General features: G+C 44.9%; 15 protein-coding genes and 2 tRNA genes. 7 read left to right on the top strand and 10 right to left on the bottom strand.

Translation table 11 applies throughout. The features are described 5' to 3' along the window. Nucleotides 1–22: 22 nt before the first annotated feature. The 4 genes from IP485_RS05175 to IP485_RS05160 all read right to left on the bottom strand — a co-directional run bounded on the left by IP485_RS05175 (nucleotide 23) and on the right by IP485_RS05160 (nucleotide 3,572). A tRNA-Arg gene (locus IP485_RS05175) sits at nucleotides 23–99 on the bottom strand. A 107-nt stretch (nucleotides 100–206) separates the two neighbouring features. Beyond that, nucleotides 207–283 (bottom strand) — tRNA-Pro (locus tag IP485_RS05170). A gap of 231 nt (nucleotides 284–514) precedes the next feature. Further along, nucleotides 515–2,056 (bottom strand): 5-methylcytosine restriction system specificity protein McrC, encoded by a 1,542-nt coding sequence (locus IP485_RS05165; protein ID WP_320159115.1) that lies wholly within the window; start codon nucleotides 2,054–2,056, stop codon nucleotides 515–517. A gap of 13 nt (nucleotides 2,057–2,069) precedes the next feature. Next, nucleotides 2,070–3,572 (bottom strand): McrB family protein, encoded by a 1,503-nt coding sequence (locus tag IP485_RS05160; protein ID WP_198326308.1) that lies wholly within the window; start codon nucleotides 3,570–3,572, stop codon nucleotides 2,070–2,072. A gap of 262 nt (nucleotides 3,573–3,834) precedes the next feature. On the opposite strand from IP485_RS05160, the gene IP485_RS05155 reads away from it, so the two are divergent. Next, entirely contained in the window at nucleotides 3,835–4,617 is a 783-nt protein-coding gene (locus IP485_RS05155; RefSeq protein ID WP_198326307.1) for a DUF4442 domain-containing protein, read from the top strand. A 142-nt stretch (nucleotides 4,618–4,759) separates the two neighbouring features. Continuing rightward, a complete protein-coding gene (locus tag IP485_RS05150) occupies nucleotides 4,760–5,224 on the top strand; it encodes a RidA family protein (protein WP_198326306.1) in 465 nt (154 codons plus the stop codon). 46 nt (nucleotides 5,225–5,270) lie between these two features. Here the strand turns inward: IP485_RS05150 and gspE are convergent, their stop codons facing one another. Then, nucleotides 5,271–6,821, bottom strand: coding sequence for a type II secretion system ATPase GspE (gspE, locus tag IP485_RS05145; RefSeq protein WP_198326305.1), 1,551 nt, complete (start codon nucleotides 6,819–6,821; stop codon nucleotides 5,271–5,273). A 417-nt stretch (nucleotides 6,822–7,238) separates the two neighbouring features. On the opposite strand from gspE, the gene IP485_RS05140 reads away from it, so the two are divergent. Beyond that, nucleotides 7,239–8,060 carry a thiazole synthase gene (locus tag IP485_RS05140; RefSeq protein WP_198326304.1) on the top strand — a complete coding sequence of 274 codons (822 nt, stop codon included), beginning with the start codon at nucleotides 7,239–7,241 and terminating at the stop codon, nucleotides 8,058–8,060. Between the two features lie 139 nt (nucleotides 8,061–8,199). Further along, nucleotides 8,200–9,639 (top strand): WS/DGAT/MGAT family O-acyltransferase, encoded by a 1,440-nt coding sequence (locus IP485_RS05135; RefSeq protein WP_198326303.1) that lies wholly within the window; start codon nucleotides 8,200–8,202, stop codon nucleotides 9,637–9,639. 70 nt (nucleotides 9,640–9,709) lie between these two features. On the opposite strand, the gene IP485_RS05130 is transcribed toward IP485_RS05135, so the two are convergent. Together IP485_RS05130 and dxs are read right to left on the bottom strand one after the other, a co-directional pair. After that, nucleotides 9,710–10,537: an inositol monophosphatase family protein gene (locus IP485_RS05130; RefSeq protein ID WP_197174685.1), complete on the bottom strand. Its 828-nt coding sequence runs from the start codon at nucleotides 10,535–10,537 to the stop codon at nucleotides 9,710–9,712. Nucleotides 10,538–10,901: 364 nt separating this feature from the next. Then, nucleotides 10,902–12,974, bottom strand: a complete 2,073-nt coding sequence (gene dxs / locus IP485_RS05125) for a 1-deoxy-D-xylulose-5-phosphate synthase (protein ID WP_198326302.1) — start codon at nucleotides 12,972–12,974, stop codon at nucleotides 10,902–10,904. Between the two features lie 712 nt (nucleotides 12,975–13,686). On the opposite strand from dxs, the gene ribA reads away from it, so the two are divergent. The 3 genes from ribA (at nucleotide 13,687) to IP485_RS05110 (ending at nucleotide 16,281) form a co-directional block, all read left to right on the top strand. Beyond that, nucleotides 13,687–14,418, top strand: coding sequence for a GTP cyclohydrolase II (gene ribA / locus IP485_RS05120; protein WP_198326301.1), 732 nt, complete (start codon nucleotides 13,687–13,689; stop codon nucleotides 14,416–14,418). A 7-nt stretch (nucleotides 14,419–14,425) separates the two neighbouring features. After that, a complete protein-coding gene (hemF, locus tag IP485_RS05115) occupies nucleotides 14,426–15,433 on the top strand; it encodes an oxygen-dependent coproporphyrinogen oxidase (RefSeq protein WP_198326300.1) in 1,008 nt (335 codons plus the stop codon). A gap of 365 nt (nucleotides 15,434–15,798) precedes the next feature. After that, entirely contained in the window at nucleotides 15,799–16,281 is a 483-nt protein-coding gene (locus IP485_RS05110) for a c-type cytochrome (RefSeq protein ID WP_198326299.1), read from the top strand. Between the two features lie 123 nt (nucleotides 16,282–16,404). On the opposite strand, the gene IP485_RS05105 is transcribed toward IP485_RS05110, so the two are convergent. The 3 genes from IP485_RS05105 to IP485_RS05095 form a co-directional block, all read right to left on the bottom strand. Beyond that, nucleotides 16,405–17,361 carry a mechanosensitive ion channel family protein gene (locus tag IP485_RS05105; RefSeq protein ID WP_194363559.1) on the bottom strand — a complete coding sequence of 319 codons (957 nt, stop codon included), beginning with the start codon at nucleotides 17,359–17,361 and terminating at the stop codon, nucleotides 16,405–16,407. Between the two features lie 94 nt (nucleotides 17,362–17,455). Further along, nucleotides 17,456–18,025, bottom strand: coding sequence for a lactoylglutathione lyase (gene gloA, locus IP485_RS05100; RefSeq protein WP_198326298.1), 570 nt, complete (start codon nucleotides 18,023–18,025; stop codon nucleotides 17,456–17,458). 221 nt (nucleotides 18,026–18,246) lie between these two features. Continuing rightward, nucleotides 18,247–18,885: a carbonic anhydrase gene (locus tag IP485_RS05095; RefSeq protein ID WP_198326297.1), complete on the bottom strand. Its 639-nt coding sequence runs from the start codon at nucleotides 18,883–18,885 to the stop codon at nucleotides 18,247–18,249. Nucleotides 18,886–19,211 lie beyond the last annotated feature (326 nt).

The raw sequence follows: 19,211 nt of genomic DNA, 5'->3' as shown, positions 1-19,211 counted from the left end.
AAGGCAAGATCTTCAGGCTAAATGGTGCGCCTGGCAGGATTCGAACCTGCGGCCACCTCCTTAGAAGGGAGATGCTCTATCCAGCTGAGCTACAGGCGCTCTTAGAGGACTTTTATATACCAAATCCAGCTTATAATATAATGTTCACTATATCAAAAACTAAATCATTATACATAAAAAAAAGCCTGTAAGGCTCTTAAAATAGATGGTCGGAGTGATAGGATTCGAACCTACGACCCTCTGGTCCCAAACCAGATGCGCTACCAAACTGCGCCACACTCCGAAATTCTCTATTATCTCGATAATTTGTTGATTAACTCGTCGTTGGCAATGCCTCTAACTTGTTAATGTTCCTCGCTATCGAGGTGCACATATTAAGGGGAAACGGCGATGGTGTCAACACCTATTTTCAATTAATTTAAAATAATTGCGATTTTTTTTAAATTAACGTCAGTTTTGCAAAAATAGCGACATCGAAACCCTTTATTAGTAACAGCTACTGCCACTACCGACATCATTGTGCGTTGTTTAACGGTGATATCCATTCACCGTTGATCGTACCTGTCAGCACATTAAACGGCATCAACCATAAATGTGCAGGGCTTGAATCATCTCTGTTAGTTGCGCTATAAGCATCGATATCAGCATCAGGATGGATTTGCTGCTTCAGTGCAACGGGTTGTCGCTCAACTCCTAGCACTGGATAGACGAGCCAGACCTGCCCTGCTCGATACGCTTGTGCATAGCTGGTCAACTGATACGCGTCGCTTGCACTGATAGACGCAGCACTCGGTAAATGCTTCCATTTCATATCAATGACATGACTGTAGCGCCCGACTCTTTTTGCTCTCATGTTTGCTTCAATATTTACACCAGCATCTGTTTCGACAGGCTCTCTATTATTGCTCTGATTGTGAGCACTATCATCACAGTCAGTGTCATATATCAGCAAATCTGGCCGTATAGACAAGCAGGCCTGCCCTGTATCATCGTTTAGCCACACGCTTTTGGTTTGATACAGAGGACGATAAGTGTCACTGACCTGCTGAAACATCGCGGTGATACGCCAGCTTGCCCATTGCTCAAACGCTTGATTCATATCAATCAATAAACACAAGCGCGGCTTAGATAGGCTTTTCTGAATAGGGTCAATCCCATTGCCTGGCGCTGTGTTTGATTGCTTTAATATCCAGTATGCCAAATCCAATAACTCTTGAGCGGCTTGTAGTTGTTTTCGTTGCAACGGCTGAATGCTCAATTGTCGCTTTGCTTGATGATATGTCGAGTCTAGTTGCAGCATCTCACGTTGATTCAGCGTAGGCAGTCGTTGCCACGGCTGCAAGCGTGTAAACATAGGTGGAGGCAATAAAGGTATCAGGTGCATCAATGCGCTTTTGATTAATCGATTGGCCAATATATCTGGACTCAGTACGCTACTCTCGCAGACAAACTTGTGCGGCTGCATAGTGTTGTAGCGCAGCTGCTCTTTGATGAGTAAGCGGCCCTGTAATGAGGAGCGGTTATTGATGTGTGTTTGATACTGTTTGGTTGGTTGATAGCCTGCTACGCGTTGCAAAAACTGCGCGACCAGCCAATCTGACAATGGTAGTGCTTCTATCGGCAGTGGCACGATTTGATGGCTGAATTGATTGAAGTTTTTTGTGCTTGGCAGCTTGCGATTCTTATGCGTATCAAGACGGGTCAAGTCAGATAGCATGCTCTGTACCCAGTGACGCGTCTGTACGATATCGTCGTTTTGGGTAGACTGGTTCAGCTTTGGTAGAATTTCTAAGGTCATGCCACTGGGCAATAAAATAATTCCAATATAGTGCCCGACTTTGAATTGCCACTGTCCTTGCTGACGCTTGATAGTAAATACATCGAATTCTTTTGCCATTAGCCAATGAAAATCTGACACCTGCAAAAAATCATGGACCGTGAGACGCTGATGCTCAAACACAGTGATAACACGCTGACTAGATGGGTGTATGAACCCATTATCTACACGGCTGTGTGAATCGTTAACGTCATACTGTTGTCGTTGATTGTTTATCACCTCAGTTACCCTGCTAATACAAACGCTGATAGACAGCGGCAGTACTAAACGCGCCTGTCTTATCTACTAGGTCTGCATTCACGTTATAGCCAGCCATATTGACAGTTTGACCCATCAAAAAGCCCGGCTCTGCAAACATTTGATGGTGCGCATTCGGATTATGATGGTTGCTAGCTGAGCCATGTGTGTCTTGATTAGCCATCATCTGGCTGTCCTGAATAAACTGCAAGCTTGTCGGCTGCGACTCATCCTTAAATATATACTGTAGGACGCTCACTTGATTACCCGCTGCTTGCGCCAACTGTGGAATGATTTGCTCGATTAGACTCGTTTGCAATTGCTCTAGACTATCCACTGACAGCAAAAAGGCGTGACCCAATTGCGCCTCTGATCCTAGCGTCTGTACGATACGAGTGTTCAATCCTATTAGCAGTTTGCCCAAGTCTACTGTGTCACTGTCATTAGTACTAAAATCATCAGTGCCGACATTATTAGTGCCTAACTGTTTTGGTAAGCCCATAGCGCTGCCAATAACGGGTAATAGTTCAGGCTGCGGTGGACAATCAATGAATCGAAAACGTCGACGTAGTGCCATATCTAATGGTGCTAGAGAATGGTCTTGAGTGTTCATGGTCGCATAGATATCGACATTATCAGGGACACTAAAAGCCCGTCCAGAATAGGCCAGATGGATCGTCATCGCGTTTGGCATGCCCGCGCGCTTATCTGACTCAATCAAACTGAGTAATTCACCAAATACTCGTGACACATTAGCGCGGTTGATCTCATCAATCAGCATGGCATAGCGATGCTGAGGGTCGCGTGCGGCGCGCTGACATAGCTTCAAAAATGCGCCATCTTGCACAGCGTAACTCATTTGAGCGTGGTTAGAATGGCTCTGGTTGGTCTGAGTAGCGCCGTTCATCACAGGGCGAATGCCTTCGACGAACTCCTCGTAACCATAGGCCTGGTGAAAGCTCACCATGCTAAAGCGCTGCTGTGCAATATTCTGATTTTGATCAGTTTTGCACTCATGCTGTGCCTGCTGAAACTCTGCCAACTGCTGCGACAATTCTGACAGAAGCGCCATACTCTCAGGCAATAAGTACCACCCGCCACTATCATCTTTATCAAAATAAGCTTGGCTGGCTCTGTTTTTATAACTGACGGTATCTGAGGTGGCTGGACTGTGCATTTGCAGTACCGACCAAGCTGTATTGCTTAAATTTTTCTCTCGGGCATTTTGTGTCGCTTTGGCCGTAAAGAAGTTATGATTGACCAGTTCAGGGACTTTGACCAAGTCTTTCTTATTTCGTTTAAAGTCTAAGAATATGAGACATACCACTTCTCGCCAGCTTAATTCCTGCAACAGTTGTCCAAGCAGATCTTCTTCATTGGCAGTAGGAAGGAATTCGGTATATTGCTTAGCGATTTGTAGCAATCGATAAGTTTTACCCGTACCCGCGACGCCGGTATAAATCATGTTGATAGGCTTGTGGGTCGTCGTATCAGGCATAGCGTCATCCAGCATTAAGATTCATAAAATAGGTCGTGCTAAGGCGTGTCATCATACTATGATAACGCGGCTGTTTTGTAATCGCAGCAGTTCATGCTAATAATAGTCGTAGAATCATGGTTGATGTAACATAGTGATGATAGTAGTCATCATGGCTTTGGTCATCACTACTCTCATGCTCAACTTATATAGCGGTTATAGCAACCACTATAAAAATCATGCTAAAAATGCCATTCAACACATTTATGTTAAGGAATTTTGTATGTCAGGACTATTAAAAAAACTGCCCGCCAAGCTGACCAAAAAACGACCAGCCAAAGCATCTGACAGCACAAGAGCACCTACCGAAAAACCCAGTAGTACTCTAAAACCAATCAGCAATCAATTTACCAAACTGCTATCAGTGACCAAATACTTGCCTGCCGGTGCGCGCTCCAGTATTTTGTCCAAAGCCTTTGGCAAAGTCGTACCCTATGTAGGTACCACAGGTATCTATTATGAAATGGTCGAACCCAATCAAGTGGTCGTCAGTTTAAACAATAATAAAGCTGTCCAAAACCACATTGGCTCTATCCATGCTGTCGCCATCACCTTGCTAGCAGAAACAGCAACAGGTTTTATTTTAGGTCTAAACTTGCCGTCTGATCGTATTCTGCTAATCAAGTCTTACTCCGTTAATTTTTATCGTCCAATCAAAAAAGGCCAGATTGCTGCCGTATCCAGCCTATCTGATGAGCAGCGCCTACACATCTTAAACACGCCAAAAGGTGAGATGGTTATCCCCTGCATCATTGAAGATCGTGAGTCGGACAGTGACCGCGACCCCATCGTGGTCGAGATGACATGGGCTTGGATTCCAAAGTCTGAGCTAGAAGCTCGTCGCCAAGGCAAAGCCAACGACAAACCAGTAGATGGCAACCTTATAGATGACCGTACTGGTGCAGAGGAAGCTGGCGCAAACGATGTCACTTCAGATAACGATACCCATGCAGATACTAATGCAGATGATACGAATATAGACAATTCTAAGAGCACAGCCGAATAAATCGCTGCATCTCTTAGCTCCTCAATCTGTTCCTAAAAGCACGAAGCGCAAATTATTGATTGAATTTAAATAGGACACGCCATTTCTTTTTTATAGCGTGTGCCGTATATTTGCGCTCAATAAAATCAATGAGGAAATAGTGATGTCCAAACTTAGCAGCTACGTACTTATAGCATCCCTAACGGCCATAGGCTCGTTGGGTTTTGCGATAAATGCTGGTGCTAGTGTAGCCACCACCACAAACTCGGGCCCTGTGTTTTTGGGTGATGCTGGCAATTATCCGTTTTCAGAGGCAGTGCAAGTTGGCAATACGCTATATATGTCAGGGCAAATTGGTTTTAAAGACGGCAAACTGGTCAAAGGCGGTATTAAAGCTGAGACTAAGCAAGCGCTAGATAATATCCACAACACCTTACGAAAATACGGCTATCAAAAATCTGATATCGTTAAATGTCTAGCGATGCTCACGGACATGGATGATTTTGATGATTTTAATAAAATCTATAAAACAGAGCTGACCAAGCCCTACCCCGCACGCTCCGCTTTTGGCGTAGCAGAACTGGTAGCAGGTGCGAGCGTTGAGATTGAGTGCATCGCGGCAAAGTAATAGCGTTATAAAGCGCTGTATCCACTCCAGGCTTAGACTCCAGCGATTAGATTGGTATCGCATCGCCCGTGAGTGCGCTTTCTTTGGTGACTCGCAGCACCTCTTCTAACGTGGTGCGTCCTGCTATCACTTTACGTAAGCCATCTGCACGAATTGACGGTGTCTGCTGACGTGCATACTCTTCTAGCTCGTACTCAGCGGTATTACTGTGAATCATACGGCGCAAGGTGTCATCGACTGGCACAACTTCATATATTGCCGTACGCCCTTTGAACCCTGACTGATTGCATTTATCACAGCCAATAGGCTTAGGCAGATGAATCACATCGTTTGTTATGCTTTCCGCATCTCCAGAAACTGGCTCGATACCGATTTCGGTAAAGAGCTTGGCTTGCTCTGTGTCTGCATCTTGCCAGCTATGACAATGTGAGCATAACGTACGTACCAATCGCTGCGCCACCACACCGATCAGTGAAGACGATAATAAAAAGGGCTCAACACCCATGTCCTGCAAGCGCGTGACTGCGCCAATCGCTGTATTGGTATGCAGTGTTGATAATACCAAATGCCCTGTCAAAGAGGCCTGTACCGCAATCTCTGCTGTCTCCAAGTCGCGAATTTCACCCACCATCACTACGTCTGGATCTTGACGCAACATCGCGCGCAGACTCTTGGCAAAGGTCATATCGACTTTATTATTGACCTGCGTTTGTCCGATACCATCGAGCTGAAACTCAATCGGATCTTCAGCAGTTAAGATATTACGGGTTTGATCATTTAGATCAGTCAGCGCTGAGTATAGTGTGGTAGTTTTACCCGAGCCAGTCGGCCCTGTCACCAAAATGATGCCATGCGGACGATGAATCAGACGTTTTAGCTCAGTATAGTCATTATCAGACAGCCCCAAATACGTCATATTAAGGTGACCTGCCTGCTTGTCTAATAGACGCATCACGACACGCTCACCAAAGCTCGATGGCAGTGTTGACACACGTACATCCACTTCACGGCCTGCCAGTCTGAGACTGATACGGCCATCTTGTGGTACCCGCTTTTCAGCGATATCCAATTTGGCCATTACTTTAATACGTGACACCAATAATGGCGCCAATTGGCGTTTGGGTGTGATAATTTCTTTTAGCTCTCCATCGACCCGAAAACGGACGACCAAACGCTTTTCAAAGGTCTCAATATGAATATCTGAGGCACTCAAACGAATGGCTTCGGACAACAAGGCGTTGATCAAGCGAATGATAGGCGCATCGTCTTGCTGGTCCATTAAGTCTTCTGTTTCAGGTACGCTATCGGCGAGACTGTCAAGATCAGGATGATCCTCTAGCCCAGCTGCGATGTGCTGTGACTCGCCTGTGTTGCCCGCATAAGCAGCATTCATGCGTTTTTCAAAATCGTCTGAGCTGACACTATCATAAGTGGGTATGCTACGAATGCCTTGCTGCTGCAGAAATCTCACGGCTTCATTAATCGCTGACAGTGGCGTGGCTTTGGTCAGCACCAATGTCGGCGGTAACTCAGGATCAATCGCAAGTATGACCAAAATCTGATGGCGTTTTGCAAAACTGTACGGCAACTGTATCATAAGAGCGACCTGATAAGTAAAGAGTGTGACAGAAAAGGGAATGATAGCCAAACGTGCTGCATGCCCTAAGCTAATTGCCTAACTGGCTAAGCCAAAAAAGAGTACAAGTAAGCGGGCATGAGTTTGTTATAATAGCATTTTGTTTTAAACACGTATTATTTTATGCAGTTGGCCGCTCATACCTATTGCTACTCGCTGAGTTTTATTGCATAAATAGTCAGTCTATAATTAAGTCATTATGAAGAATAACAACGTTGACGCTTTTTTAAATAGAACCAGTTATATCAGACTATTTTCTATTTTTTTGTTTGGTTGACAGCACGTTATTATTACTCTCGTCGCTCATTTTTATACTGTTCAAACGACACATTATATTTTGTTTGTTCCCTCGCTCATTTGCTATTAGGATTTTCAGTTATGTCAGATAACGCTAGCACTACTAACCCGTCACTACTTTTGCAAGATACCTTTACTGTCGGTAGCCGTACGTTTTCTTCTCGCCTATTGGTCGGCACTGGTAAATATAAAGACATGACCGAAACTGGCACGGCCATTGCCGCATCAGCTGCAGAAATTGTCACTGTCGCTATTCGCCGAGTCAATATCGGTCAAAACCGTGATGAGCCTAACCTGCTTGATGTCATCTCTCCTGATAAATATACGATATTGCCTAACACCGCTGGCTGCTTCGATGCCGAATCTGCCATTCGTACTTGTAAGCTCGCTCGTGAGTTATTGGGTGGTCATAATTTGGTTAAGCTTGAGGTGCTGGGTGACGAAAAAACCCTTTATCCTAATGTGATTGAGACCTTAAAAGCAGCTAAAGTATTAATCGATGATGGCTTTGAAGTCATGGTCTATAGCTCAGATGATCCTATCGTCGCACAAGAATTAGAAAGCATGGGCTGTGTCGCCATTATGCCACTTGGTAGCTTAATCGGCTCTGGATTGGGCGTGCTCAATCGCCATACGCTAAGCCTTATTATCGAAAACGCTAAAGTACCCGTATTGGTCGATGCAGGCGTCGGTACCGCTTCTGATGCAGCGATTGCGATGGAGCTTGGCTGTGATGGTGTACTCATGAATTCAGCGATTGCCAACGCACAAAATCCAGTGATGATGGCTCATGCGATGAAGCACGCTGTTTGGGCAGGTCGCGAGGCGTTTTTGGCAGGTCGTATGCCGATGCGTAAGATCGCCACTGCCAGTTCACCGCAAACAGGATACTTTTTTCAGTAACCTGCTAAACTGATAACGTCCAACAATGCGCCACTTATAAAATAATAAAATAAAGCATTGCTCAGGGTGTGTTTGATACTCAAGCATGACCCTGACTATCGCTTTTGACTCACTACTTATCGTCATAAAAGGATTTATTATGCGACTTCTCACCGCAGTCGACCAGTTGTTTTTACTTCTTGAGTCGCGTAAGCAGCCGATGCATGTGGGCGGCATGTTCTTATTTGAATTGCCAGAGAACGCGGATAGTGACTTTGTCTACCAATTGGTAAAGCAGATGCAAGACTCCGATGTCCCGCCAAGCTTTCCTTTTAATCAGGTTTTGGAACATCTAGTATTTTGGAAAAAAGACAAAGACTTCGATGTTGAGCATCACTTTCATCATGTGGCACTGCCAAGCCCTGGACGTATTCGTGAGCTCCTCATGTACGTGTCAAGAGAGCATGGTCGTCTACTTGATCGCGCCATGCCACTATGGGAATGTCATGTGATTGAAGGCATCCAACCAGAAGTCGAAGGCGGTCCTGAACGGTTTGCGTGGTATTTCAAAATCCATCATTCTTTGGTGGATGGCATCGCCGCAATGCGCTTAGTACAAAAGTCATTGTCACAATCAGAGACAGAGCCCGTCACGCTGCCTGTCTGGTCACTCATGGCTCGCCATCGTAATCCGGTCGACGCTATATTGCCTGCGGAAAAATCCATCAGACGTCTGTTAAAAGAGCAGTTTTCTACCATAAAACCTGTGGTGACAGAATTGCTGGACAATATAAAAAACCATGGCGACGAGGGCTATGTCGGCACATTTGATGCGCCGATGAGTATTTTGAACAAACGTATCTCAGCATCACGGCGGATAGCGGCGCAATCTTATGACATACAGCGATTCAATGATATCGCCGATAGGCTCAAAATCAGCAAAAATGATGTGGTATTGGCGGTCTGTGCAGGTGCTATCCGTCGTTATTTAATATCAATGGATGCATTACCTAGCAAGCCTTTGATTGCGTTTGTACCGATGTCGCTGCGTACAGATGAGAGCATATCGGGCAATCAGCTGTCGTTTGTACTGGCGAACTTGGGCACGCATTTGGACAATCCATTACGCAGAATAGAATTGATTCATCGCAGTATGAATAATGGCAAGCGTCGTTTTCGCCGTATGAATCAAGCTCAAGTCATCAATTACAGCGTTATCGCCTATGCATGGCAAGGCATCAACTTGGCAACTGGATTGTTTCCTAAAAAACAAGCCTTTAACCTGATTATCTCTCACGTGCCAGGGTCTGAAAAACCTTTATACTGGAATGGGGCGCGTTTGCAGTCGTTATATCCTGCGTCAATCGTGTTTAATGGGCAGGCCATGAACATCACCTTAGCCAGTTATTTGGACAAGATTGAGTTTGGCATTACCGCTTGTGGCAAAGCCTTGCCGCGTGTGCAAGACATGCTAATGCTCATAGAAGAAGAGCTGCAACTGTTAGAGACTGTCAGTAAAGAGTTGGCATTCAAAGGCATTACCGTCGAAGATAAAGGCAGCAATAAGGGTAATGATAAAACAAAAAAGCTGGCTCCTTAACGGAACCAGCTTTTTGATATTGATGAGTCTCATCAATAATAGCGACAGTCAATCAATGACAGCGTATTAATTAGAGCGCGTCGCCCCATGCTGGGACAACCATTTGCATCAATGGCTTTAACAATTTCACATTACAAGCAAAGATAGAGCCTGACGTCGCTGAGTTGTGCGCGCCAGTATGATCAACCACCACACCACGTGCTTCGGTCACGATAAGCTCGCCCGCTGCGATATCCCAAGGCTTGATAGACATCTCAAAATAACCGTCAAAACGACCAGCGGCCACATAGCATAAATCAAGCGCTGCTGAACCCATACGACGGACTTGACCACCAGCTTCAGAGACCTTTTGTAAGCTCTCAAAATGCTCTTTGGCATAAGAGATGACTTCGCCATTACGCTTGCGCTCAAGTGGATGACCTGTTGTAAAAAACCCACCATCAATCGTTTTGCGTTCGCTCACTTGCATACGGCGATTGTTCAAGCGCGCGCCTTTACCGCGGCTAGCAGAGAACATCTCGTCACGGACTGGATCATAGACCACACCATGTTGCGTGACACCTTTATGCTGTACAGCGATAGACACACAGAACTGCGGTACACCATGGACAAAGTTTTTGGTGCCATCTAGTGGGTCGATAATCCAGCACCAGTCAGCGTCTTCGCCGCGACCTTCTTGCATACCAAACTCTTCACCCAAAAACGAATGATTCGGATAGCTGGCTTTTAGCGTCTCAATCGTGAGCTCTTCGCTAAAACGATCGATACGAGTGACCAGACCATCTAGCCCTTTAGACTCGATATCTAGCTCAATTTTGTGACGGTTTTGATGCGCATATAAAATCTCTTTACCAACTTTTTCAGCAGTACGCGCTGCGATGACGACCATGGGTTCCATAAATAACCTATTTGCTTGATGAATGAATGTAACATTTACTTGATAAATAAATACCAAAAATAAGACCAACTCTGTGCCCACAACATGCCAATCAGCCGCCGCATCACACCACATCTATGCGATTTAAAAAACGTGTCGTTTATAAACGAAAACTTATAAATGACAACCGCATTATACTAAAATTGTTCGATAAAAACGAAAAAACCGTCACGCTGACCCAACCAATATATTGGTGATCGAAAACACTGCGCAAGTTGTAAAAAAGTAAGCACCTACGGCTAGCAGGTGTTTGCTCTACGTAGAGAGCTAATATCTATTATAAATAAGCGGTTCAGAGTAATAGCAAAAATCTGAGAAGCATAAACTATGACCAGAGTGACTTAATTTGTCTGATCACACCATCGACATCTAAGCCACAATCCGCTAGCTGCTCTGCTTGTGAACCATGCGCAATAAAGCGATCTGTAATACCAATATTGCGAATAACCGGACGATGCTGCTGATAAGTCTTAGATTCATTGAGCAAATACTCATTTACTGCACTACCCGCGCCGCCCATAATCATGTGCTCCTCTAGAGTCACGACATGCGTCACGCCTTGTGCTAACAGGCTGTCAAGCATTGCAGTATCTAGTGGCTTCACCCAGCGCATATTGACTACATGCATTTGACAATCCAAACCTGTCTCTTGAGTGATATGCTCTGCAGCGCGCTGCGCGATGGCAACCATCGTACCAAATGCCAGTAACGCTATCTTGTTAGGAGTATCTGCGTTACCCAATACCGACTCTATGACGGCTTCGCCAACTTTATAATTTTGAGCGGGCTGTTCTACAACTGCCCCCGTACCAAGGCCGCGCGGATAACGAACTGCGGTGCATCCTTGGTATTCATAACAGGTATTGAGCAAGTGGTAGCATTCATTTTCGTCTTTGGGCGCGGCAATCACCATATTCGGTACGCAACGTAAAAAACCAAAATCAAATACGCCCGCATGGGTTGCACCGTCTTCACCGACAAGGCCCGCTCGGTCAATGGCAAACATGACATCGAGATTCTGCAAAGCCACATCGTGAATCAGCTGATCATAACCACGCTGCAAAAACGTCGAGTAAATCGCCACAATCGGCTTGACGCCTTGTGTTGCCATACCAGCTGCTAGTGTGACAGCGTGTTGCTCAGCGATAGCCACATCAAAAAAGCGTTCAGGAAAATGACGAGCAAACTCAATCATTCCCGAGCCTTCTTCCATGGCAGGAGTAATGGCGAGTAACTGATCATCTTCGGCCGCTTTGTCACACAAAAACTGTCCAAACACTTGCGAGTATTTTAACGCAGTCTTCTTAACTGGTTCTTTGATAACAGGCTTTGATTCTGTTGTGGTGGCACTCTGAGAGTCGCTATGACTACTGTCAGCAGGTAGTTTGCTGATTGCATGATAGCCGACTGGGTCTAATTCTGCTGGCGCAAAGCCTTTACCTTTAGTCGTATAGATGTGTACTAGTACTGGGCCTTTTGCCTGTTTTGCCAGTGATAACACGCGCAGTAGCTCAGGGATATTGTGCCCATCAAACGGACCAAAGTAGGTAAAACCAATGGCCTTAAATAAGTTGTCTTCTAGCTGCGGGACGTCACGCATCTCTTTGTGACGTTTGCGTCGATCAAACGCTTGCATGTCAGGACGTTGGCAAAGAATAGGCTCGCCTGACTCAGAGATATCCACCTGATAGCCCAATTCCCACAGCATCGCTAAATGACGCGAAAAGCCGCCGATAGAGCATGATATTGACATATCATTGTCGTTTAGGATGACCAACAGATCCGCATCCTGCTGTACTGCGTCATTCATGGCCTCAAATGCCATACCGCCTGTCATTGCGCCATCGCCGATGATACAAGCAACGGTTTGCTCGCGGCGCTGATAGCGCAGGGCTAAACTCATACCCAGACCGGCTGAGATTGAGGTTGATGAATGTCCAACCCCAAAAGTATCGTAGACAGATTCGGCACGCTCTGGGAATGCCGTCAGACCATCTTTAGACCGGATGGTGCTCAACTGATCACGGCGTCCTGTCAATACTTTATGGGCGTAGGCTTGATGACCCACGTCCCATACGATCTGATCGTTTGGTGTGTCTAACAGATAATGCAGTACGATAGTTAGTTCAACCACACCTAAGTTGGCACCGAAATGCCCGCCACTCTGACCGGCTGAATACAATAAAAAAAGACGCAGCTCATCAGCCAATGTAATCAGCTGATCTTTGCTCAATGTGCTCAGGTTAGAGGGCGTATCGATTGCATCCAGCAATGGCGTATCAGGACGCACGCGTGGAATCTCAGTGTAGGTCTGCTGTAAGCTCGATAGCTGGGCAGCAGAATCAAGCACTGATGCAGATAGAGACTGAGACTGTAAAGAATGAGGTGACTGCTGCATAAACCGTACGATACCTACCAATCTGCTGACAAGACATATCCTCAGCGTATAGTGGTCACTATAGCCAAGGGATGTCAATAATATCTACATCATTATTGATGTAATCGACCATATAATTATTCATGCAACTTTTGCAGTATGTAGCTATGTAATGTTGCTACATACCATAGCAGCGACACTGTCTGGATAACCGACGCGCCAATACTACGCTGAAACGCTAAGGGGTAACATTATGCCCTATTATTTTGCATCAATATCAGATGTTAATGACGACATAGTAGTGCAAGGATAAAGACTTGTCACTGTATCCATCAAAATAGTATGGCATAATAGCATTTTTTTTTAATTGTCGCTTTAATCATCGTGCATCGTCTGTGAACTTTGTGTGTTTTTATAACAAATGCGATAAATACGCGGTACTGGTAAACAGGTTATACTGCTGCCATTCTTTTTTTGGCAATAGGCTGTGATGACATAACACTTCGATGGTGTATCGTCATTTAGAATCTTATGCTGAATATAAAAGAAGCGGCCGAAAAACAAAGAATAGATCGTCACAAATATGAAACTAGTGAAAAGTCTCTAATGACCATTAGTCAAGTTGAGCCCTTTTGAAATCATTAAATGTAGGTGCGTGTTGTCTGATAACACGCTCTCAATTCGTTATAACAAACCCTCTACCGCCACAACTGTAGGCTTCTGTAGGACAGTAATGTCATATCAATTTATCACCAGTGCCAAATTACCCACTCGTCACGGCGAGTTCGATATTCATGTGTTTGAAAACGACGAAGGCCAAGAGCATGTCATGCTGACTGTAGGTCTCTCTGCAGTCGAACAGCATAGTACAGCTGAATTTCAACCAGACTTAACTAGCACAGCAGTGAGCCCATCAAGTGATACCTTATCTCAGCGTCCAATGCCATTGATTCGTATTCATTCTGAGTGCCTAACAGGTGACTCGTTCAGCTCATTAAAATGTGACTGTGGACCGCAGCTAAATGCCGCGATGCAAGCCATACAAGAATCAGGCTGCGGTGCGATTTTGTATCTACGCCAAGAAGGTCGCGGTATCGGACTGACCAATAAGATTCGCGCTTATGCCCTCCAAGATCAGGGGCATGATACGTTAGATGCCAATCTTATGCTGGGCTTGCCCGCCGATGCCCGTATCTATGACATGTGTGGCCCGATGCTTGCCCATATTGGTGTCGATGCTGTCAGACTCATTACTAATAATCCAAACAAAGTCGCTTATTTGACTGAGCATGGTATTGACGTTGTCGAACGTGTCCCCTTGTTGGTCGGTGTCAATGATATGAATGCTGAATATCTAGCGACCAAACGTGACCGCATGGGGCACTTGTTTGATAAAAATATCGCGCTTGATACAGAACTCCATCTCGATACAGACCTTAATACCGCCATACACCTGAATAAATAGATATCTTATGAGTATTTCAAATACAGATAACCAGACAAACCCGTTAGATTCAACGACCATACCAGCCCATAGCGACATCATGCGTGTACGTGAGTTTTTGGTTGATTTGCAAGCACGTATCTGTGAGGCTTTGGAAGCACAAGAGCGTGATGGCGGCGGCACTAATAACAACGAGCATGTAACCTTCGCTCCTGATGATTGGGAGCGTCCTGAAGGCGGCGGTGGTCGCTCATGTGTATTGGCAGGTGGCAAGGTCATCGAAAAAGCAGGCGTGATGTTCAGCCATATCGAAGTACATAATCTACCTGCCTCTGCTACGGCACGCCACCCTAATATCGCTGGGCGCAAAGCTCAGGCAATGGGCGTGTCTCTAGTTGTCCATCCGAAAAACCCCAATGTTCCTACCAGCCATGCCAATGTGCGTTTATTCGTCGCAGAAGCAGAAGGCGAAGCGCCTATTTGGTGGTTTGGTGGTGGTTTTGATTTGACGCCTTTTTATCCAGTATTAGAGGATTGCGTACACTGGCATCAGGTTTGTCATGACCTGTGTGCGCCTTTCGGTGACAATATTTACGCTGACTTTAAACAGTGGTGTGATGAGTATTTCCATCTACGCCATCGTGATGAGCAGCGCGGTATTGGCGGCTTGTTCTATGATGATGTAAATACTGAGAGTCGCGGCTGGGACTTTGAGACCTGCTTTAACTTTATGAAAGCTGTCGGTAACGGCTATCTTGACGGTATATTGCCGATTTTTGAGCAGCGTAAAAACACGCCTTATACTGAAGCGCAGCGTGAGTTTCAGCTGTATCGTCGTGGGCGCTACGTCGAGTACAACCTCGTTTACGATCGCGGGACTTTATTTGGCCTACAGAGCAACGGACGTATCGAGTCTATCTTAGTCAGTATGCCGCCGCTTGCCAGTTGGCATTATCGTTTAGAGCCGGCTGAAGGTACGCCTGAATTTGAGTTGACCGATTTCTATCTAAAACCACGTGACTGGTTGACTCTATAGCTTATCTGCATATAATAAAATTGGGTGGTTGATTCTAGACAATAATCTAGAAAATTCAAATAAGGTCAGCTGCTATCGCTGGCCTTATTCATATAAGCCCATTGAAAGGACGATCGGTTGAATTGCGGCCACGTCTAAGTTCAACATTATGTTTTGAATTGTCATTTAACAATATTACGATGATATAACAACTATCTTAACTATAACTACGTAAATAGTGGTTACAATAGAAATTATATTTTTGAAAAATTATTTAGAAGCGAATACGTTTCTAGATAGTATGAGTAAATTGCTCTATTTATATCTTGTTCAAAGCCAGCGTTTGCATGCGCATACTATTAGTAAATTTTAAAGGAATAATCTATATGACAAAGGCTCATTCTAACAAATTTTTAAAATCCTTCTTCAGTGTCACCTTGATGGCAGCAGCGCTAGGTCTGACGGCTTGTAGTACTGCCAATGATGCCGACTCAAACCCTGATGTACAAGCCCGTCAAGACAGTATGAAAAACTGGGGCGATTCAATGGGCGTGATGGGCGATATGGCAAAAGCGCCTGATACGTTTGATGCAGCGGTGTTCAAAGAACAAGCAGCGTTTATGGCAGAAGATGCCTCTACACCATGGAGTCATTTCGAAGATGCAGAAGCCAAAGGCAATGCAACCGAAGCGGTATGGTCTAATGCTGACGGCTTCAGTGCAGAAGCCGAAAACTTCCAAAAAGTCACTGCTGAACTGAATGCTGCTGCACAAACCGCTACTAGCATGGACGATGTTAAACCTGCATTTGGTCAAGTGGGTGCAAGCTGTAAATCATGCCATACCGACTTTAGAGCAAAAGATGAATAAAACCTTGTACTTATGGTAAGTCGACAAGTAAAAAAAACCGCCAAATCAAATAAAATGGCGGTTTTTTATTGCTTAAAAAATATCACGTTAAAAGCAGCCCTTCAAAACAATGCACTGAGCAAATCACTCTGTCGCAGCTTTATTAACATCAATCACTTGTTGCTCATTTATCTTATTGACGATGGATTTTACCGAAGGATCACTCAAATCTATCGTGCGTATCGGGAATGGAATATTGATCTCTGCTGCATCAAGCGCATTTTTAATCTCTACAATAACTTGATGAATTGAGGCGACTTTATTGGCCTGCGTACCATCTTCAATAAACCAGCGCACCATCAGATCCATAGACGAGCCGCCAAACCCAGTGGCAATCACGCTTGGTGTCGCTTTTTTGGATACGCTATCGACTTTGTCTAGCGCTCGTAGAATCTCAGCTTTTGCCGCTTCGATGTCATCTTCATAACCGATACCGACCGCAACTTGCAAACGGCGCTGCTTATAAGCAGTATTGACCGTCAGTGCTGAGGTATATAAGTCTGAGTTTGGAATCACCACTTGCCGACCGTCATAAGTCCTGATGGTGGTCGCACGAATTTTAATGTCTTCGACCGTGCCTTCATATTCACCAGACACGATCTGATCACCGATACGAAACGGCTCTGAGATCAATAGCAAGATACCGGACAGCAAATTTTGAAAGATATCTTTAAAAGCAAAACCAATCGCGACCGAACCTATCCCGAGTGCACCAATAAGCTTAGCTGGTGTGAATCCCGGAACAGCAACAACCATCGCTATCATAAAACCAATAAACAGAATGAGTGCCCCACCTATCCGCTGAAACACCTTGACCAAGTTTTGATGACGTACGCGCGATCCTAAGATTTTATGCACCGCTTTTTTGAAAAAAATAGACAATAGCCAAAAAATACCCAAAACAATGAGCGCCGCCACAAAATATGGAATGCGCTCAATAAAGCCATTTGCCAAATCTTGGGTGGTATAGACCACTTGCTGATAGATGGTCATACCATCAGCGACTGTGTTCGATAGGCGGCTCACATCAGGGGTGGGCATAAAGGGATTGCTCCTATTGCTATGTTAGCGCATCATTATAGATAACGGGTTTAGTGCCAAAGCGACTCACTGCGGCTCATTGAGAGTATGCCAACTAAGACATCAAGTTTGCTTGGACAATTTCGATCCAGTAGCCATCTGCGTCCTTGATAAAGGCGATATGTTTCATACTGCCCTCTTCTGGACGTTTCTTAAATTCGACATCGTTTTTATCAAACCAAGCAACGGCTTCTTCTAAATTCGGTACGCTAAAGCAAATATGACCAAAACCTTGTGGCTCTTGATTGCCATCATGATAGCTAAAATCAGCCTTGGTTTCGGTACCGTAGTTGTGGGTCAGCTCTAAAATACCGCGTTGGCGGAAGGCAAAGATTTCTAAATCATCGCCTGTAGGCAGGTTATCGTGCTCGCTCTCAGTCAACTGTGCCAAGAAGTACAGATCAAACCCCATGTCAGGGAATTTTTTGACCGCCAATAACGTCATACCCAAAACACCAGTATAAAATGCCAGTGATTTGATTGGGTCTTTGACACGGAGCATGGTGTGGTTAAAAGTAAAACCTGTCGTCTGAGCGGCGATGGGCTGCACACCATCGGTATGCACACTGCTGATAGGCTGAGCTATCACTGAATCATTTTTATTATCGGTAGATACGTTAGACATAATTATCCTAATAGGGTTCATAAGATAGGCTGATAGGCGCGCAAACCACCTTGTCGTGATTTGCGCCGTTTACTTATCATAATAAAAAATGGCGAGGTAATTGATAGGGTTTTGTAAGAAGCTGAATAGGAGTTGTTAAGCTATCGATAACCATAAAGTCTGTCAAAAATTTAACAAATGGCTCAACGCTGCCTTAAATATCGCTTAATTGAGGACATATCCTAACTGTCTAAGAAACGCACTTTTCCTGTCTCAAGATCATACTCAGCACCGACTACTAGCAGCTGACCACTATTGGTTAAGTCCTCTAATGCACGTGAGCCATGCTTTAGCTGACTAACTGACATACGTACGTTAGCGCGGATAGAGCGATCGACCAGTTCGTCTGCATCGACGTCTTGACCATTGGCAGTTGCCAATTCGTGCAAGTTATAAACGCTTGGACGAATACGATCTACGATGGACTGCAAGTTAGGTGAATAGTTCTGTTCAGGATTAATCAATGTCTCAACGCAGGCCGTGACAGCACCGCATTTTGAGTGTCCAAGTACGACCACCAATTGCGTACCAAAGGCTTCAGCTGCAAACTCGATTGAACCAATCTGCGATGGTGCAACCACATTACCTGCGACTCGTATAACGAACAAATCTCCCAAACCTTGATCAAAGACAATCTCAACGGGTACTCGTGCATCCGAACATCCCAAAATAATGGCCAATGGGTTTTGATCTTTGACCAACTCTGGACGACGCTGCATATATTGATCGGTACTGGTGAGGCTATCAACGTAACGCGCATTACCTGCTTTTAAAAGCTCAAGCGCTTCTTGACCTGTTGTTGGACGTGTATCGGTAGACATGAGAGATCCTTTATCATCAATAATATGAGAGTTATAAATGGCATTACATTAGGTATGCAAACATAGATTGGCTAGTGGCTACCAACCTATCAGGCTCGTGATATTTGTCAGCCATATCGTGATTGTATAGGAATAAAGGCCAAAAATCGGTAAAAAAATTTGTCTAAATGTCGTGAGGTAAATATAGTCGATACCAAAAATACAGCCGTACCCATCACGACCATGACCATGACCGTATGAATCGCATACCTTATAACGAACTTGCACTGACTTATATCAAGGGTTTGTTATAATACGCAGCATTCAGGCAGCAATCAGATCATGCT

Source organism: Psychrobacter sp. NG27 (genome assembly GCF_016106655.1).
GTDB lineage: Bacteria > Pseudomonadota > Gammaproteobacteria > Pseudomonadales > Moraxellaceae > Psychrobacter.
The sequence above is the reverse complement of the archived record's forward strand: the minus strand, read 5'-3'. Positions and strand labels throughout refer to the sequence as shown.

What these genes read in the sequence shown, in the direction of transcription:
- IP485_RS05160 (WP_198326308.1), bottom strand. Translation starts at nt 3,572, where the DNA reads ATGCCTGATACGACGACCCACAAGCCTATCAACATGATTTATACCGGC.
- IP485_RS05155 (WP_198326307.1), top strand. Translation starts at nt 3,835, where the DNA reads ATGTCAGGACTATTAAAAAAACTGCCCGCCAAGCTGACCAAAAAACGA.
- IP485_RS05150 (WP_198326306.1), top strand. Translation starts at nt 4,760, where the DNA reads ATGTCCAAACTTAGCAGCTACGTACTTATAGCATCCCTAACGGCCATA.
- gspE (WP_198326305.1), bottom strand. Translation starts at nt 6,821, where the DNA reads ATGATACAGTTGCCGTACAGTTTTGCAAAACGCCATCAGATTTTGGTC.
- IP485_RS05140 (WP_198326304.1), top strand. Translation starts at nt 7,239, where the DNA reads ATGTCAGATAACGCTAGCACTACTAACCCGTCACTACTTTTGCAAGAT.
- IP485_RS05135 (WP_198326303.1), top strand. Translation starts at nt 8,200, where the DNA reads ATGCGACTTCTCACCGCAGTCGACCAGTTGTTTTTACTTCTTGAGTCG.
- IP485_RS05130 (WP_197174685.1), bottom strand. Translation starts at nt 10,537, where the DNA reads ATGGAACCCATGGTCGTCATCGCAGCGCGTACTGCTGAAAAAGTTGGT.
- dxs (WP_198326302.1), bottom strand. Translation starts at nt 12,974, where the DNA reads ATGCAGCAGTCACCTCATTCTTTACAGTCTCAGTCTCTATCTGCATCA.
- ribA (WP_198326301.1), top strand. Translation starts at nt 13,687, where the DNA reads ATGTCATATCAATTTATCACCAGTGCCAAATTACCCACTCGTCACGGC.
- hemF (WP_198326300.1), top strand. Translation starts at nt 14,426, where the DNA reads ATGAGTATTTCAAATACAGATAACCAGACAAACCCGTTAGATTCAACG.
- IP485_RS05110 (WP_198326299.1), top strand. Translation starts at nt 15,799, where the DNA reads ATGACAAAGGCTCATTCTAACAAATTTTTAAAATCCTTCTTCAGTGTC.
- IP485_RS05105 (WP_194363559.1), bottom strand. Translation starts at nt 17,361, where the DNA reads ATGCCCACCCCTGATGTGAGCCGCCTATCGAACACAGTCGCTGATGGT.
- gloA (WP_198326298.1), bottom strand. Translation starts at nt 18,025, where the DNA reads ATGTCTAACGTATCTACCGATAATAAAAATGATTCAGTGATAGCTCAG.
- IP485_RS05095 (WP_198326297.1), bottom strand. Translation starts at nt 18,885, where the DNA reads ATGTCTACCGATACACGTCCAACAACAGGTCAAGAAGCGCTTGAGCTT.